15 protein-coding genes are annotated in these 14,345 nt (G+C 73.8%); 9 read left to right on the top strand and 6 right to left on the bottom strand.

What is annotated here, in order from left to right:
• Nucleotides 1–31: 31 nt before the first annotated feature.
• Nucleotides 32–1,108 carry a hypothetical protein gene (locus tag AB0L33_RS31930; RefSeq protein WP_365686974.1) on the bottom strand — a complete coding sequence of 359 codons (1,077 nt, stop codon included), beginning with the start codon at nucleotides 1,106–1,108 and terminating at the stop codon, nucleotides 32–34.
• Nucleotides 1,109–1,264: 156 nt separating this feature from the next.
• Between AB0L33_RS31930 and AB0L33_RS31925 the strand changes: the two genes are divergently transcribed.
• Together AB0L33_RS31925 and AB0L33_RS31920 are read left to right on the top strand one after the other, a co-directional pair.
• A complete protein-coding gene (locus tag AB0L33_RS31925; RefSeq protein WP_365687019.1) occupies nucleotides 1,265–1,702 on the top strand; it encodes a DUF4442 domain-containing protein in 438 nt (145 codons plus the stop codon).
• 146 nt (nucleotides 1,703–1,848) lie between these two features.
• Entirely contained in the window at nucleotides 1,849–2,511 is a 663-nt protein-coding gene (locus AB0L33_RS31920; RefSeq protein ID WP_365686973.1) for a DedA family protein, read from the top strand.
• Nucleotides 2,512–2,532: 21 nt separating this feature from the next.
• Here AB0L33_RS31920 and AB0L33_RS31915 read toward each other — a convergent pair whose 3' ends face one another.
• Complete coding sequence (locus AB0L33_RS31915) at nucleotides 2,533–3,063, bottom strand: gamma carbonic anhydrase family protein (protein ID WP_365686972.1); 531 nt, start codon at nucleotides 3,061–3,063, stop codon at nucleotides 2,533–2,535.
• A gap of 139 nt (nucleotides 3,064–3,202) precedes the next feature.
• On the opposite strand from AB0L33_RS31915, the gene AB0L33_RS31910 reads away from it, so the two are divergent.
• Nucleotides 3,203–3,940 (top strand): acyltransferase, encoded by a 738-nt coding sequence (locus tag AB0L33_RS31910; protein WP_365686971.1) that lies wholly within the window; start codon nucleotides 3,203–3,205, stop codon nucleotides 3,938–3,940.
• Between the two features lie 9 nt (nucleotides 3,941–3,949).
• Here the strand turns inward: AB0L33_RS31910 and AB0L33_RS31905 are convergent, their stop codons facing one another.
• Nucleotides 3,950–4,816, bottom strand: coding sequence for a DMT family transporter (locus AB0L33_RS31905; RefSeq protein ID WP_365686969.1), 867 nt, complete (start codon nucleotides 4,814–4,816; stop codon nucleotides 3,950–3,952).
• Nucleotides 4,817–4,908: 92 nt separating this feature from the next.
• Between AB0L33_RS31905 and AB0L33_RS31900 the strand changes: the two genes are divergently transcribed.
• Both AB0L33_RS31900 and AB0L33_RS31895 read left to right on the top strand, forming a co-directional pair.
• Nucleotides 4,909–5,481, top strand: coding sequence for an XRE family transcriptional regulator (locus AB0L33_RS31900; RefSeq protein ID WP_365686967.1), 573 nt, complete (start codon nucleotides 4,909–4,911; stop codon nucleotides 5,479–5,481).
• 43 nt (nucleotides 5,482–5,524) lie between these two features.
• On the top strand, nucleotides 5,525–6,097 hold the full coding sequence (locus tag AB0L33_RS31895; protein WP_365686965.1) for a YbaK/EbsC family protein: 573 nt from the start codon (nucleotides 5,525–5,527) through the stop codon (nucleotides 6,095–6,097).
• On the opposite strand, the gene AB0L33_RS31890 is transcribed toward AB0L33_RS31895, so the two are convergent.
• The gene (locus AB0L33_RS31890) at nucleotides 6,094–6,501 is read right to left on the bottom strand and encodes a CoA-binding protein (RefSeq protein ID WP_365686963.1); all 408 of its coding nucleotides are present in this window, start codon (nucleotides 6,499–6,501) and stop codon (nucleotides 6,094–6,096) included. The two genes, AB0L33_RS31895 and AB0L33_RS31890, sit on opposite strands and share 4 nt — an antisense overlap.
• Nucleotides 6,502–6,560: 59 nt before the next feature.
• On the opposite strand from AB0L33_RS31890, the gene AB0L33_RS31885 reads away from it, so the two are divergent.
• The 3 genes from AB0L33_RS31885 (at nucleotide 6,561) to AB0L33_RS31875 (ending at nucleotide 11,590) form a co-directional block, all read left to right on the top strand.
• Entirely contained in the window at nucleotides 6,561–7,187 is a 627-nt protein-coding gene (locus AB0L33_RS31885) for a YigZ family protein (RefSeq protein ID WP_365686961.1), read from the top strand.
• Between the two features lie 120 nt (nucleotides 7,188–7,307).
• Nucleotides 7,308–8,474, top strand: a complete 1,167-nt coding sequence (locus tag AB0L33_RS31880; protein WP_365686959.1) for an exonuclease SbcCD subunit D — start codon at nucleotides 7,308–7,310, stop codon at nucleotides 8,472–8,474.
• Complete coding sequence (locus tag AB0L33_RS31875; protein WP_365686957.1) at nucleotides 8,471–11,590, top strand: SMC family ATPase; 3,120 nt, start codon at nucleotides 8,471–8,473, stop codon at nucleotides 11,588–11,590. The genes AB0L33_RS31880 and AB0L33_RS31875 overlap by 4 nt, the downstream gene beginning before the upstream one ends.
• On the opposite strand, the gene AB0L33_RS31870 is transcribed toward AB0L33_RS31875, so the two are convergent.
• A complete protein-coding gene (locus AB0L33_RS31870; RefSeq protein WP_365686955.1) occupies nucleotides 11,580–12,026 on the bottom strand; it encodes an Lrp/AsnC family transcriptional regulator in 447 nt (148 codons plus the stop codon). The two genes, AB0L33_RS31875 and AB0L33_RS31870, sit on opposite strands and share 11 nt — an antisense overlap.
• A gap of 93 nt (nucleotides 12,027–12,119) precedes the next feature.
• On the opposite strand from AB0L33_RS31870, the gene AB0L33_RS31865 reads away from it, so the two are divergent.
• Nucleotides 12,120–12,608: a rhodanese-like domain-containing protein gene (locus AB0L33_RS31865; RefSeq protein WP_365686954.1), complete on the top strand. Its 489-nt coding sequence runs from the start codon at nucleotides 12,120–12,122 to the stop codon at nucleotides 12,606–12,608.
• A 45-nt stretch (nucleotides 12,609–12,653) separates the two neighbouring features.
• Here AB0L33_RS31865 and AB0L33_RS31860 read toward each other — a convergent pair whose 3' ends face one another.
• Nucleotides 12,654–14,339 carry a DUF885 domain-containing protein gene (locus tag AB0L33_RS31860; RefSeq protein ID WP_365686953.1) on the bottom strand — a complete coding sequence of 562 codons (1,686 nt, stop codon included), beginning with the start codon at nucleotides 14,337–14,339 and terminating at the stop codon, nucleotides 12,654–12,656.
• Nucleotides 14,340–14,345: the final 6 nt, after the last annotated feature.

Here is a 14,345-nt window from a genome sequence, read left to right as displayed (position 1 = left end):
CCGGTTGTGCAAATGAGTTCCCGGACCGGCGTCAGGAATCGCCGTCGGGGTCGACCACCGGCACCAGCCGCACGGTGCTGAGGATCTTCTCGATCGTCGCGTTCGGCAGCTCGTCGTCCACGCCCGCGGCGGCGTACAGCACCCACGAGGCGAACTCGTTCTTCTTGTTCTTGAACGTGAAGGCGTACGTCTTGCCGTCGCTGCTGCACTTGGAGCGCTTGGTGACGTTCGGCGCGGTCGCGGTGACCAGGCTGCCGGTCAGCCCCGACTTGGTGGTGTACTGCTTGGCCTTGCTGATCTTGATGGTCTTCTTCGGCATGTGCTGCGCGAACGCGGCCCAGGCCCAGGTGCCCGCCTCGTTACGGGCGTTCACGTCCGGGTCCGTGGCGCCCTGCGCACCCCGGGTGCCGGTGCCGGCCAGGCTGTACTTGTCCTTGGTGCCGTCCTTGTCGGCGTCGTCGGTGCACCACTCCTGCTTGAGGTCCGCCGGCGCGCTGAATCCGATGAGCGGCAGGCCGTCGTTCTTCTTCTCGTCCTCGAAGTAGGACTGCGTGGTGGGCGGCGACACCTCCCAGTCGCCCGGCACGTCGAACTGGGTGCCCCACTTGGGGTTCGTCACGACCTTCCAGCCCGCGATCAGCGGCTTGGCGTCCTCGCCGCCGCGCGGGTTCTCCTCGGGCGAGGCGGAGCCGGACGGCTTGGCGGGCGCGGACGACTTCTTGCCTTCGGCGACGTTCTTGCCGTCCTTGTCGTCGTCCTTGTTCAGCACGATGACACCGGTGACCGCGGCGGCCACCACGACCGCGGTCGCCGCGACGATGGCGATGACCGTCGTCTTCTTCTTGTCATTGCCCGGCTGCGGGTCGCCGGGCGGACCGGGCACCGCGTACTGCGGAACCGTCGGCTGCTGGTACGGGTTGGGCTGTCCGTACCCCCCCTGCCCGCCCTGCTGCGGGTAGCCGTAACCGGGCTGCCCCGGCTGGCCCTGCTGCTGATATCCCGGCTGCTGATAGGGATTCGGCTGCTGGTACCCCGGCTGCTGGTACGGGTTCTGGTTCTGGTCCTGCGGGTTCTGCTCGCCCCCGGGCGGCTGCTGTCCTGGCCACATGGCGAGTAACGATAGAGGTGCCCCGCCCCGCGTGCTACGTCCGCCCCCGTGTGCGAACGGTGAAGGCGAGGCGGCGGCCCGGCCGGTGCGTGGCCGCAGAGGCATGGCCAAAGCTGTCTACCCATGAGTAACATCCCGCCCATGAGCGCTGAACAGATGACCGCGGGCGAGATGCTCGCCGCCACGGTTCCCATGGTCCGGACCCTCAACCTCGAATTCCTGGAGTCCACCGCCGACCGCGCGGTGGTCCGCATGCCGGACCAGGCCGATTACCACAACCACATCGGCGGACCGCACGCCGGAGCGATGTTCACGCTGGCCGAGTCGGCGAGCGGTGCGATCGTCATCGCAGCCTTCGGCGACCAGCTCTCCCGGGCCGTGCCGCTCGCGGTCGGCGCCGAGATCGGCTACAAGAAGCTGGCCATGGGCGAGGTCACCGCGACCGCCGTCCTCGGCCGCCCCGCCGCCGACGTCGTCGCCGAACTCGACGCGGGCGAGCGCCCCGAATTCCCGGTGACCGTGGAGATCCGGCGCGGCGACGGCGCCGTCACCGGTGAGATGACCGTGGTCTGGACGCTGCGCCCGAACTCCTGAGCCGCGGGCGGTGTCCGTGACGGAAGGGCCGCCCCGCACCGGCGGCCCTTCTCGCTGTCCGCCTCCGTGAAGCTGAGGGTAGGCTTCCCGCGGTGCGCCGATGAGTGTCCGGCGGGCGACAGGACATCACTACGGAGGAACCGGCGTTGCACATCCAGGAGTGGCTGGAGACCGTACCCGCGATCAGCGTCTACATCCTGGTGGGCGCCGTGATCGGGCTGGAGAGCCTGGGCATCCCGCTGCCCGGTGAGATCGTCCTGGTCAGCGCCGCCCTGCTGGCCGCGAGCCACGACGGCATCAACCCCTGGATCCTCGGCGCCTGCGCCACCGCCGGAGCCGTGATCGGGGACTCGATCGGTTACGCGATCGGCCGCAAGGGCGGGCGGCCGCTGCTGGCCTGGCTCGGCGGGAAGTTCCCCAAGCACTTCGGTGAGAGCCAGATCGGCCTGGCCGAGCGGTCCTTCCAGAAGTGGGGCATGTGGGCCGTCTTCTTCGGCCGCTTCGTCGCCCTGCTGCGCATCTTCGCCGGTCCGCTGGCCGGTGTGCTGCACATGCCGTACTGGAAGTTCCTCATCGCCAACGTGCTCGGCGGGATCGCCTGGGCGGGCGGCACCACGGCCGTCATCTACTCGGTGGGCGTCGTCGCCGAGGCGTGGCTCAAGCGGTTCTCCTACCTCGGCCTGGCCATCGCGGTCCTGATCGGCCTCGCCTCCATGCTGGTCCTCAAGAACCGCGCCAAGAAAGCCGCCGCCGCGCACTCCGCCGCGGCCGCCGAGCCGGAGCCGGGCACCGTGCCGGTCGCGGACTGAGCCGACGGGCCCGGTGGCCCCTCAGCCCCCGCAGGCTTCGCGGTGGGCCTTGGCCAGCTCCACGTAACCCACCGCGTTGAAGCGGACGCCTTCCAGCTCCTCCTCGGTCAGCTGCCGCTTCACCTTCGCCGGGACGCCCGCGACCAGTGACCCCGGCGGCACGCGCATCCCCTGCGGTACGAGGGCCTGCGCCGCGACCAGTGAGCCCGCGCCGATGTGCGCGCCGTTGAGGACGGTGGCCCCCATGCCGATGAGGACGTCGTCCTCGATGGTGCAGCCGTGCAGGACGGCGTTGTGGCCGACCGAGACCCGCTCGCCGACCGTCACCTCGAAGCCGGGGTCGACGTGGACGCTGCAGTTGTCCTGGATGTTGGAGTCCGCGCCGATCACGATGGGCCCGCAGTCCGCGCGCAGCACCGCCTGGTACCAGAGGCTGGAGCCCGCCGCCATGGTGATGTCGCCGATCGCCACCGACGTCGGGGCGGTGAACGCCTCCGCGTCGATGACCGGCTCCTTGCCGCCGATGCCCATGATCATCGCCTGCTCCGCCATCGCCCGTTCCTCCGTGCTCCGGTGCCGTCGGTCGCCGCCGGTGAAACCGTATGCGACGAGGCGGCGCCGCCCTCTGTTGGGGTGAAGATCACAGGCCCGTCCCGCAGCCCGTCCGGTGGGCGCGGCTTACGGTGAGCGCGTGCCGAAGAACCGGAGTCCGCTCGCCCGCCTCACCGCCTGGCGGCGGCGCGCCCTGTCCGGCGTCGTCCACCGCTGCTGGCGCTGGGCGCGCGAGGCGGGCGCGGTCACCGCCGAGCACCCCGGAGGGCTGCGCTTCGCCCGGATCGGCGAGGGCACCCGGCTGGCGTTCCCGCAGGGCACGGTCTTCGGGGAGCCGTGGATCGAACTGGGCGACCACTGCATCATCGGCGAACAGGTCACGCTGACCGCGGGACTCATGCCCGACCTGGACCTCGGCCCCGACCCGATCCTCACCCTGGGCGACGGTGTCGTGCTCGGCCGGGGCAGCCATGTCGTCGCCGACACCACGGTGACCATCGGCGCGGACACGTACTGCGGTCCCTACGTCTACATCACCTCGACCAACCACAGCTACGACGACCCGCACCAGCCGGTCGGCAAGCAGTGGCCCCGGATGCGGCCCGTGTCCATCGGCCCGGGCTGCTGGATCGGCACCGGCGCGGTGATCCTGCCCGGCGCCCGCCTCGGCCGCAACGTCGTCGTGGCGGCCGGGGCCGTGGTCCGGGGCGAGGTGCCCGACCGGGCGGTGGTGGCCGGAGCGCCCGCCCGTGTCGTACGGGGCTGGGACCCGGAGAAGGGCTGGCAGCCGCCCCTGCGGACACCGGCCCCGGTCCCGATCCCCGAGGGCGTCACCCCGGAACAACTCCTCGCCGTGGCCCGGCTCGAAGAGGGCTGAGCGCGGGGCTCACCCCGTCGCGAGCAGCACCGTGCCCACCAGGGCCAGCCCAGCGCCCGCCGCCTGCACGCCCCGCAGCCGCTCCTTCAGGAACCCGCGCGCGGCCAGGGCCGTCACCACCGGGTAGAGCGACGCCAGCACGGCGGCGACGGTGACCGGGCCGTGCTGGGCGGCCGTGGAGTACGTGCCGTTGGCCGCCACGTCCGCGAGGCCGACGAACGCCAGCGCGGGCAGCGCCGCCCGGACCGCCGCGGCGCCCCCGTCCTCGGGCAGCGCCCTGCCGCCGCGCCGCACGGAGACGTACAGCGCCCCGCCGCCCACCGCCACGTTGGTGACGCGCTGCACGAAGAGGGCGAGGAACAGCCCGGTCACCGTGGTCGACGCATGGGCGATCAGCGACATCACGCCCCCGAAGCCGAAGGCCGCCACCAGCGTCAGCAGCACCGCGCGCCGCTGCACCGGCGCACCGCGCAGCTGCGGGCCGCCCGCCAGCACGATGCCCACCACGGCCACCGCGACCCCGGCGCCCTGGAGGAGGTCCGGGCGCTCCCCGGCGATCAGCCCGATGCCCACCGGAACGGCGACGCCGAGCGAGCCGAGCGGGGAGACCACGCCCATCGGGCCGAGCGCCAGCGCCTGGTAGAAGCAGAGCATCGCCACCGGTCCGACGACCCCGGCCACGACCGCGTACCAGAGCCGGGGCCCCGCCTCGCTCCAGCCGCCCGAGGCGGTCACGATCACGCCGAGCACCGCCGCCGCGATGATCTGCGAGACCACGACCACGGTCAGCGCCGGCGTACGCCGGGTCAGCAGGCCGCCCCCGAAGTCGGCCAGCCCCCACAGGAGGCTGGTGGCCAGGGCGAACAACGCGGTCATGGGGGCCTCGCAGTACAGTGCGATGAACGAATGGGTACACCGCACCGTAGTACAGAATGCTGGACCGTGTCATACAGAATATTGGACGGAACGTGACTGACCTCGATCAGCTGACCCAGTCCCTCGCGCGCAACCTCAAGCGCTGGCGCGGTGAACGCGGCTTCACCCTGGACCAGTTGGCCGCACGCGCCGGGGTCAGCCGCGGCATGATCATCCAGATCGAGCAGGCCCGCACCAATCCGAGCGTCGGCACCACCGTCAAGCTGGCCGACGCGCTCGGCGTCAGCATCACCACCCTGCTCGACTACGAACAGGGCTCACCGGTCCGCCTGGTCCCCGCCGACCAGACCGTCCGCCTCTGGTCCACCGACGCGGGCAGCGGCACCACGCTCCTGGTCGGCACGGACGCCCGGGGCCCCCTCGAACTCTGTTCCTGGCGGCTGATGCCCGGCGAGGGCAGCCGCTCCGACCCGCACCCCGAGGGCACGGTCGAACTCCTCCACGTCACCGCCGGAACGCTCACGCTCGTCGTCGCCGAAACCCCCTACGAGATGGGCGCCGGCACCTCCGCCACCTTCGAGGCGCACCACCCGCACGCCTACCGCAACGACGGCACCGAACCGGTCGAACTCACCATGGTCGTCAGCGTTCCGCCCGTCGGATGAGACGCCGCACACCCCCGTCCACGGCGCTGCTAGCGTGACGCGCATGCGCGCACCCATCGGCTCCTTCGAGAACGCCAGTCCCGCCGTCGACCGTCAGGACCTGCTCACCGCACCGGTGGCCGAGGCGGTGCGCACGGGCTGGAGCGGCATCACCCCCGATCAGGTCCTGCACGTCGACACCGACCCGGAGATCGCCGACACCGCGGCCTTCGTCGCCCACCACGGGGCCGACCTGCTCGACCACTCGGCGAACTGCGTCGTCCTCTCCGGGAAGCGCGGCGCCGACGTCACCCTCGCCGCCTGCCTCGTCCTGTCGCACTCCCGCGTCGATGTGAACGGCGTCGCCCGCAAGCACCTCGGACTGCGCAAGGCGCGCTTCGCCTCGATGGACACCGCGGTCGGCGAGACCGGCATGGAGTACGGCGGCATCACGCCCATCGGGCTCCCCGCCGCCTGGCCTCTCCTCATCGACTCCGCCGTCGTGGACGAGGAGTGGGTCCTCATCGGCAGCGGCTCGCGCCGGGGCAAGCTGATCGTGACCGGCAAGGCGCTGGGCGCCCTGCCGGGCGCGGTGATCCTCGACGGACTGGGGATGCGGGCCCCCGAAGCGCCCTAACCGAGGCGCGGGATCTCGATGGCGGGGCAGCGGTCCATGACCATGTCCAGGCCGGCCGCCCGGGTGCGCGCGTACGCCTGATCGTCGACCACGCCGAGCTGGAACCAGACGGCCCGGGCGCCCCGGGCGACCGCCTCGTCGGCCACCGCGCCCGCCAGGTCGCTGTTGACGAAGACGTCGACCACGTCCACCGGGAACGGGATGTCCGCCAGCGAGGCGTACCCCTCCTCGCCGTGCACCCGCTCCGCCTTCGGGTGCACCGGGACCACGCGCTTGCCGAAGCGCTGGAGCACCTCGGCGACCCCGTAGGCCGCGCGCGAGCGGTTGTTGGACAGCCCCACCACCGCCCAGGTGTCGCCGGTGTCTTCCAGGATCCTGCGGATCGTCTCCGTGTCTGCGTACATGCACCGGACAACCGGCGGCCCGCCCCGGCCATTCCCGCAGGTGCGCATAGGGTGGCGGGATGCAGGAGGAGTACCGGACCGTCGCCCGCGCGGGCGTGCACGAGAGCGAGATCAACCGGTCCCGCTTCATCTGCGCGCTCGCCCCCGCGGCCACCGAGGAGGAGGCGCAGGAGTTCATCGCCCGCGTCCGCAAGGAGCATCCGACCGCCACGCACAACTGCTACGCGTACGTGATCGGCGCCGACGCCTCCGTGCAGAAGGCGAGCGACGACGGCGAGCCCGGCGGCACCGCCGGAGTCCCCATGCTCCAGATGCTCACCCGCCGCGAGGTCTGCTACGCCGTCGCCGTCGTCACCCGCTACTACGGCGGGGTGAAGCTGGGCGCCGGCGGGCTGATCAGGGCGTACGGGGGAGTGGTCGGCGAAGCCCTCGACGCCCTCGGCACCCGCACCCGCCGCCGCTTCCGGCTCGCCACCGTCACCGTCGGCCACCAGCGGGCGGGCAGGCTGGAGAACGAACTCCGCGCCACCGGACGGACTGTGCGCGACGTCCGGTACGCGGCCGACGTGACCATCGAGATCGCGCTGCCGGACGCCGATGTCGAGGCATTCCGCCGCTGGCTGGCCGACGCGACGGCGGGCGAGGCGCGCGTCGAGCTGGGCGGCGAGGCGTACGACGACGCCTGACGGGGGGCGCGCAGCGGGCCCGGCTTTCCCGGCCGCGGCCCCGGGGCCCCGGCGGGATGGGAGACTGTGGGGCGTGAGGGCACAGGGGCGGAGGAAGTACATGCGGACCGGAGCCGGGTCTTGAGGATTCTGCACACATCGGACTGGCACCTCGGCCGGTCCTTCCACCGGGTCCCCCTGCTCGACGCCCAGGCCGCCTACCTCGACCACCTGGTCGCCACCGTCGCCGAGCACGAGGTCGACGTCGTCGTGGTGGCCGGGGACGTGTACGACAGGGCGGTGCCCCCGCTCAGCGCCGTCCAGCTCTTCGACGACGCCCTGCACCGGCTCGCCGCCGCCGGGGTGCCCACGGTGATGATCTCCGGCAACCACGACTCCGCCCGCCGCCTCGGCGTCGGCGCCGGGCTCATCGACCGGGCCGGCATCCACCTGCGCACCGACCCCGCGCACTGCGCCACGCCCGTCGTCATCCCCGACGCGCACGGCGACGTGGCGTTCTACGGGCTGCCCTACCTGGAACCCGCCCTGGTGAAGGACGTCTTCAAGGCCGAGCGCGCCGGGCACGAGGCCGTGCTGACCGCCGCCATGGACCGCGTCCGCGCCGACCTCGCCGCCCGCCCCGGCTCCACCCGGTCCGTCGTCCTCGCCCACGCCTTCGTCGCCGGCGGGGAGCCCAGCGACAGCGAGCGAGACATCACCGTCGGCGGCGTCGCCGCGGTCCCGGCCGGGGTCTTCGACGGCGTCGACTACGTGGCCCTCGGCCACCTCCACGGCTGCCAGGCCGTCACCGACCGGGTCCGCTACTCCGGCTCGCCGCTCGCCTACTCGTTCTCCGAGGCCACCCACCGCAAGACCATGTGGCTGATCGACCTGGACGCCTCCGGCGCCGTCACCGGCGAACGGATCGACTGCCCGGTGCCCCGCCGCCTCGCCCGGCTGCGCGGCCGGCTGGACGACCTGCTGGACGACCCCGCGCTCGACCGCCACGAGGACGCCTGGGTGGAGGCCACCCTCACCGACCCGGTCCGCCCCGCCGATCCGATGGCCCGCCTCACCGAGCGGTTCCCGCACACCCTCGCCCTCGTCTTCGAACCGGAGCGGGCACCCGAGGACCCGGACCGCTCGTACGCCCGCCGGCTGCGCGGCCGCGACGACCAGACCATCGCGGAGGACTTCGTGGCCCATGTGCGCGGCGGCGCCGGGACCGACGAGCAGGAGCGGGCGGTGCTGCGGGGCGCCTTCGACCACGTCCGGGTGGACGACGGCGTGCGCGAGGTGAACCGGTGAGGCTCCACACCCTCCGCGTCACCGCGTTCGGCCCCTTCGGCGGCACCCAGGAGATCGACTTCGACGCGCTCTCCGCCGCCGGGCTCTTCCTGCTCCACGGGCCGACCGGCGCCGGCAAGACCTCCGTCCTGGACGCCGTCTGCTACGCCCTCTACGGGGCGGTTCCCGGCGCCCGGCAGAACCCGGGCACCTCGCTCCGCAGCGACCACGCCCCGGCGGACCTGCCGACCGAGGTCCTGCTCGACCTCACCGTCGGCGGGCGCCGCCTGGAGATCACCCGGCGCCCGGCCCAGCCCCGCCCCAAGAAGCGGGGCGGGGGCCACACCACGGAGAAGGCGCAGAGCCATCTGCGCGAGTACGACCCCGAGGACGGCTGGCGGGCGCTCAGCCGGTCGCACCAGGAGATCGGGGAGGAGATCACCCAGCTCGTCGGCATGAGCCGTGAGCAGTTCTGCCAGGTGGTCCTGCTGCCCCAGGGCGACTTCGCCCGCTTCCTGCGCGCCGACGCCGAGGCGCGCGGCCGGCTCCTCGGCCGGCTCTTCGACACCCGGCGCTTCGCGGCCGTCGAGGAGCGCCTCGCCGAGCTGCGCCGGACGGCCGAGGCCCAGGTCCAGGCCGGTGACGACCAGATCCTCGCGCTCGCCCAGCGCATCGCCCAGGCCGCCGGGCCCGCCGCCCACGAGTGCCCGCTGCCGGACCTCCGGCCCGGCGACCCCGGCCTCGCGGACGCGGTCCTCGGCTGGGCCGCGAACGCCCGCAGTGGCGCCGGGGAACGCCTCGACATCGCGGCGTCCGTCCTGGCCACGGCGGAGCGCCGGCACGCCGCCGCCCGCATCGCGCTGGACGCCGAACGGGAGCTCGCCGCGCTCCAGCAGCGGTATGCCGAGACCCGGCAGCGCGCCGACGCCGTGGAGGCCGGCCGCGCCGCCCACGAGGAGGCGCGGGACCGCCTCGCTCGTGCCCGCAAGGCGGACCTCGTCGCCCCGGCCCTCGACCTGCGCGAGGCGGCGGAGCGGGCCCACCGGCGGGCGCGCGAGGAGCGGGACCACGCCCTGGGCCGGCTGCCCGAGACCCTGGCCGACGCGGGGTCCGGACAACTGGCGGCCCTGGAACACCGGCTCCGCGAGGACCTGGGCGGCCTCGAATCGGCCCGGCGCGCCGAGCAGCGGGCGGCCCGGATCGCCGAGGAGCGCGCCGCCCTGGACCGGCAGGCCCGGGCCGACGAGGAGCTGGTGCGCGAGGCGGAGGACTGGCTCGCCGACTGGGAGACCACGCGGCAGGGCCTCCAGGCCCGCCTGGACGCGGCCCTCGAAGCCGCCACCCGCACCGAACTCCTGGCCCGGCGCCTGGACCCCGCCCGCCGCCGCCTGGAAGCGGCGCGCCGCCGCGACGCGCTGGCCGCCGAGGCGAAGACCGCCGGACAGCAGCTCGCGGCCGCCCGCGAACAGGCGCTGGCCGCCCATGAACACTGGCTCGACCAGCGCGAGCGCCGCCTGCGCGACATCGCGGCCGAACTCGCCGCCCAGCTGACCGACGGCGCGCCCTGTGCGGTCTGCGGCGCCACGGACCACCCGGCCCCCGCCCTCCCCGGCGACGGGCACGTGGACCGTGCCGCGGAGGAATCCGCCGAACGCGCGCACCGCGACGCGGAACGCGCCCGCGCCACGGCGGAACAGTCCCTCGCACTGGTGAGCGAGCGCCATGCGACGGCCCGGGCGGAGGCGGCAGAGGCCGCCGGTGACGGAGGGCCGGTGTCCGCCGGGCCTGCCGCCTCCACCGCCACCGACGCCGGAGCGGACGACTTCGGACGGGCCGGGCTCACCGCGGCCGACAGCGATCCCACCGTCGCCGAACTCGCCGGCCTCGTGGCCGGTCTCGCCGCCGAGCACGCCGAGGCCTACCGCCTCGCCGCCGGGGCGCACTCCGCCCGGGAAGCGCTCGCCGGGGCCGAGCGGGAGGAGCGGCGGCGGGCCGAGGAGCTGCGGCAGGCCGGGCAGCGGGGCGCCGCGCGGACCTCACGGCGCGAATCGCTGGACCGGGAGCAGGCGGACATCGACGCGGTCCTCGACCGGGCGCGCGGGGGGTACCCGAGCGTCGCCGAGCACGCCGCCGTGCTGCAGCGCCGGGTCGCCCTGCTCACCGGGGCCGGCGGGGCGGTGCGCGAGGAGGAGAGCGCGGCGGCACGGCTGAAGGAGGCCGACGACCGGGTCGCGGACGCCGCTTTCCGGGCCGGGTTCGACACACCGGAGGCCGCCGCCGCGACCCTGCTGGACGACGCGGCGCAGCGTACGCTCCAGCACCGCGTCGACGCCTGGCAGGCCGAGGCCGCGGCGGTCGCCGACCGGCTCGCCGAGACCGACGCCCGGGACGCCGCCAACCGCCCGCCCGCCGCCCCGGACGCGGCCCGGGAGCGCTTCGACCGGGCCGAGCGCGCGCTGCGCGAGGCCGCGGCGGCTCTGGACGCGGCGCGGGAACGGCGTACCGAACTCGCCAGGCTCTCCCGCCGCGTGGCCGAGGAGGTACGGGCCCTCGGGCCGGTGCGCGAGGAGTACGAACGCGTCGCGCGGCTCGCCGGGCTCACCGCCGGCACCTCGGCGGACAACGCGCGCAAGATGCGGCTGGAGTCATACGTGCTCGCGGCCCGGCTGGAACAGGTCGCGGCGGCGGCCACCGCCCGGTTGCAGCGGATGTCCTCGGGCCGCTACCAGCTCGTCCACTCCGACGCCCGCACCGGCGGCCGCAGGGCGGGGCTCGGCCTGCACGTCATCGACGCCTGGACCGGCCGTGAGCGCGACACCGCCACGCTCTCCGGCGGCGAGACGTTCTTCGCCTCGCTCGCCCTCGCGCTCGGCCTCGCCGACGTCGTGACCGACGAGGCCGGAGGCGTACGGCTCGACACCCTGTTCATCGACGAGGGGTTCGGCAGCCTCGACGACCAGACCCTGGACGAAGTGCTCGACGTGCTCGACTCGCTGCGCGAACGGGACCGCAGCGTCGGGATCGTCAGCCACGTCGCGGACCTGCGCCGCCGCATCCCCGCCCAGCTGGAGGTGGTGAAGGAGCGGCACGGGTCGGCCGTGCGGCTCCGGTCCGGCGCGGACGGGCTCAGCGACTGATGGGCCGCCCCGGCAGCGGCGAGGAGTAGACGACGCTGGTGGTGACGGAGCCGAGCGCGCCGATCTTCCCGGAGACGGTCTCCAGATGGCTCATCGAGCGGGCCGTCACCTTGAGTACGAAGCAGTCGTCGCCGGTGACGTGATGCGCCTCCAGGACCTCCGGCGTGGTCTCCAACAGGTCGTGGAACGGCTTGTAGTTGCCGTTCGGATACCTCAGCCGTACGAAGGCGAGGATCGGCAGCCCGAGCCGTTCCGGATCGACCACCGCCGCGTAACCGCTGATGATCCCGGCCTCCTCGAGACGGCGGACCCGCTCGGTCACCGCGCTCGGGGACATGGCCACCGCCCGCGCCAGCTCCGCGAAAGAGACCCGGCCCTCCCGTTGCAGCACATCGAGAATGCGCCAGTCGGTGGCGTCAGGGGAATAGTCGCTCATCCGGACAGGGAACCGTGGAATCCCCGGCGGATCAAGCCTACTGCCGGGGATCCCGCCTTCCGGATCTAAGGCGCCGACCATAGATTTTCAGGCATGACTCCCCAGCCCGGCGCCCTCGCCGCACACCCCGTCCTCAGCGTCCCGCCCGCCGAACCGGCCGACGCGGTCGCCTACTTCGGAGCCTCGCTCGCCTTCCACGCCGATGTCTCGGACGTCGCCGCGGCCCTGGCCGCCGGGGGAGACCCCGGCTTCGTCCTGCTCGACTCCCGGTCCACCGAGTCCTGGGACCAGGGACACATCCCCGGCGCCCTGCACCTGCGGACGGCGCTCATCGCCGAGCAGGCACCCCGGCTCCTCGACCCCGCCGTGCCGGTGGTCACGTACTGCTGGGGGCCCGGCTGCAACGGCGCCACCCGCGCCGCCCTCGCCCTGGCCCGGCTCGGCTACCGGGTCAAGGAGATGCTCGGCGGCTTCGAGTACTGGGCGCGCGAGGGATTCCCGTACGAGACCTGGGAGGGCGAAGGGAAGCGCGTGGCGGACCCGCTCACCGCACCGGTCGGCACGGACGACTGCGGCTGCTGACGAGGGCCGGCTCCGGGGGCGGCGCCCCGGGGCCGGCCGCACCGGTCAGAGCTTCGACAGCTCGTCCACCAGGTCGTCCAGGCCCAGCGGGCCCTGCGACAGGGCCGCCATGTGCCACGCCTTGAGGTCGAAGGCGTCCCCGTGCGCCGCGCGGGCGTTCTCCCGGCCCAGCAGCCAGGCGCGCTCGCCCAGCTTGTAGCCGATGGCCTGGCCCGGCATCGAGAGGTAGCGGGTCAGCTCGCTCTCCACGAAGTCGGCGGGCCGGCCACTGTGGTTCCCGAAGAACTCCTGCGCCAGCTCCGGCGTCCACCGCTCGCCCGGGTGGAACGGCGAGTCGGCCGGGATCTCCAGGCCCACGTGCATGCCGATGTCCACGATCACCCGGCAGGCGCGCATCATCTGCGCGTCCAGATAGCCGAGCCGGCGCTCCGCGTCGGGCAGGAAGCCCAGCTCGTCCATCAGCCGCTCCGCGTACAGCGCCCAGCCCTCGGCGTTGGCGCTGACCATGCCGATCGACGCCTGGTAGCGCGACAGGCTCTCCGCCACGTGCGCCCACTGGGCGAGCTGGAGGTGGTGGCCGGGAACACCCTCGTGGTACCAGGTGGACACCAGGTCGTACACCGGGAACCGGGTCTCGCCCATGGTCGGCAGCCAGGTCCGGCCGGGCCGCGAGAAGTCCTCGGAGGGACCCGTGTAGTACGGGGCGGCGGCGCCGCCGGGCGGGGCGATCCGCGACTCCACCCGGCGCACCCGTTCGGCGAGCTCGAAGTGCGTACCGTCCAGCGCCTCGATCGCCTCGTCCATCAGGCCCTGGAGCCACGCCTGGACCTCGTCCACGCCCTCGATGTGCTTGCCGTGCACATCGAGATGGGCCAGCGCCTCCCAGGGGCCCGCCCCCGGCAGCACCTTCTGCGCCTCGGTCTTCATCTCGGCGAGCAGCCGGTGGTATTCGGACCAGCCGTACGCGTACGCCTCGTCCAGATCCAGGTCGGTGCCGTTGAAGTAGCGCGACCAGCGGGCGTAGCGCTCACGGCCCACCGTGTCCGGCTCGCCCTCGATCGCCGGCGCGTACACCTCGCGCATCCAGCGGCGCAGCTCGTCCAGGGCGCCGGCGGCCTGCGCGGCGGCCGCGTCCAGCTCCGCGCGCAGGGCGTCCGGGCCGCTCGCGACGAAGTCCTGGAAGAAGCCCGTCGTGCCGTCCCCGACCCACTCGTCGAGCTGGCCGATGAAGGTGGCGGTGGCGCGCGGACCGCCGTACAGCTTGCGCTCCAGACCGAGTGCCAGGGACTCCTGGTAGCCGGCGAGCGCCGCCGGGACGGCCCGCAGCCGCTCCACGACCGCCGCCCAGTCCTCGTCCGTCTCGGTCGGCGTCACCGTGAAGACCTCACGGACCGCGTGCGCGGGCGAGTGCAGATTGGAAACGGCCCGCAGCGCCTCGTCCGCCTCGTGGACGGCGAGTTCGGCCGTCAGCCGCTCCCGCAGCAGCCGGCCGCAACGGCGCTCGGCGTCATCGGCGGCCCCGGGCAGCTGCTCCGCGCGGTCCAGCCGGGCGAGCGTGTCCCGGGCCAGCGCGGCCAGCTGTTCCTGGCCGGCCGGGGAGAAGTCGGGAAGGCGGCGCGAGCTTGCCGCGACACCGAGGTAGGTGCCGGAGATCGGGTCGAGTTCGATGAAGGCGTCGACGTAGGCGTCGGCGATCTGGCGCGGCAGTGCGCTGCTGGAAGAGTCTGACATGGAGCC

This window comes from Streptomyces sp. NPDC052299 (assembly GCF_040679335.1).
Classification (GTDB): Bacteria; Actinomycetota; Actinomycetes; order Streptomycetales; family Streptomycetaceae; genus Streptomyces.
The sequence above is the reverse complement of the archived record's forward strand: the minus strand, read 5'-3'. Positions and strand labels throughout refer to the sequence as shown.

What these genes read in the sequence shown, in the direction of transcription:
- AB0L33_RS31930 (WP_365686974.1), bottom strand. Translation starts at nt 1,108, where the DNA reads ATGTGGCCAGGACAGCAGCCGCCCGGGGGCGAGCAGAACCCGCAGGAC.
- AB0L33_RS31925 (WP_365687019.1), top strand. Translation starts at nt 1,265, where the DNA reads ATGACCGCGGGCGAGATGCTCGCCGCCACGGTTCCCATGGTCCGGACC.
- AB0L33_RS31915 (WP_365686972.1), bottom strand. Translation starts at nt 3,063, where the DNA reads ATGGCGGAGCAGGCGATGATCATGGGCATCGGCGGCAAGGAGCCGGTC.
- AB0L33_RS31905 (WP_365686969.1), bottom strand. Translation starts at nt 4,816, where the DNA reads ATGACCGCGTTGTTCGCCCTGGCCACCAGCCTCCTGTGGGGGCTGGCC.
- AB0L33_RS31895 (WP_365686965.1), top strand. Translation starts at nt 5,525, where the DNA reads ATGCGCGCACCCATCGGCTCCTTCGAGAACGCCAGTCCCGCCGTCGAC.
- AB0L33_RS31890 (WP_365686963.1), bottom strand. Translation starts at nt 6,501, where the DNA reads ATGTACGCAGACACGGAGACGATCCGCAGGATCCTGGAAGACACCGGC.
- AB0L33_RS31885 (WP_365686961.1), top strand. Translation starts at nt 6,561, where the DNA reads ATGCAGGAGGAGTACCGGACCGTCGCCCGCGCGGGCGTGCACGAGAGC.
- AB0L33_RS31870 (WP_365686955.1), bottom strand. Translation starts at nt 12,026, where the DNA reads ATGAGCGACTATTCCCCTGACGCCACCGACTGGCGCATTCTCGATGTG.
- AB0L33_RS31865 (WP_365686954.1), top strand. Translation starts at nt 12,120, where the DNA reads ATGACTCCCCAGCCCGGCGCCCTCGCCGCACACCCCGTCCTCAGCGTC.
- AB0L33_RS31860 (WP_365686953.1), bottom strand. Translation starts at nt 14,339, where the DNA reads ATGTCAGACTCTTCCAGCAGCGCACTGCCGCGCCAGATCGCCGACGCC.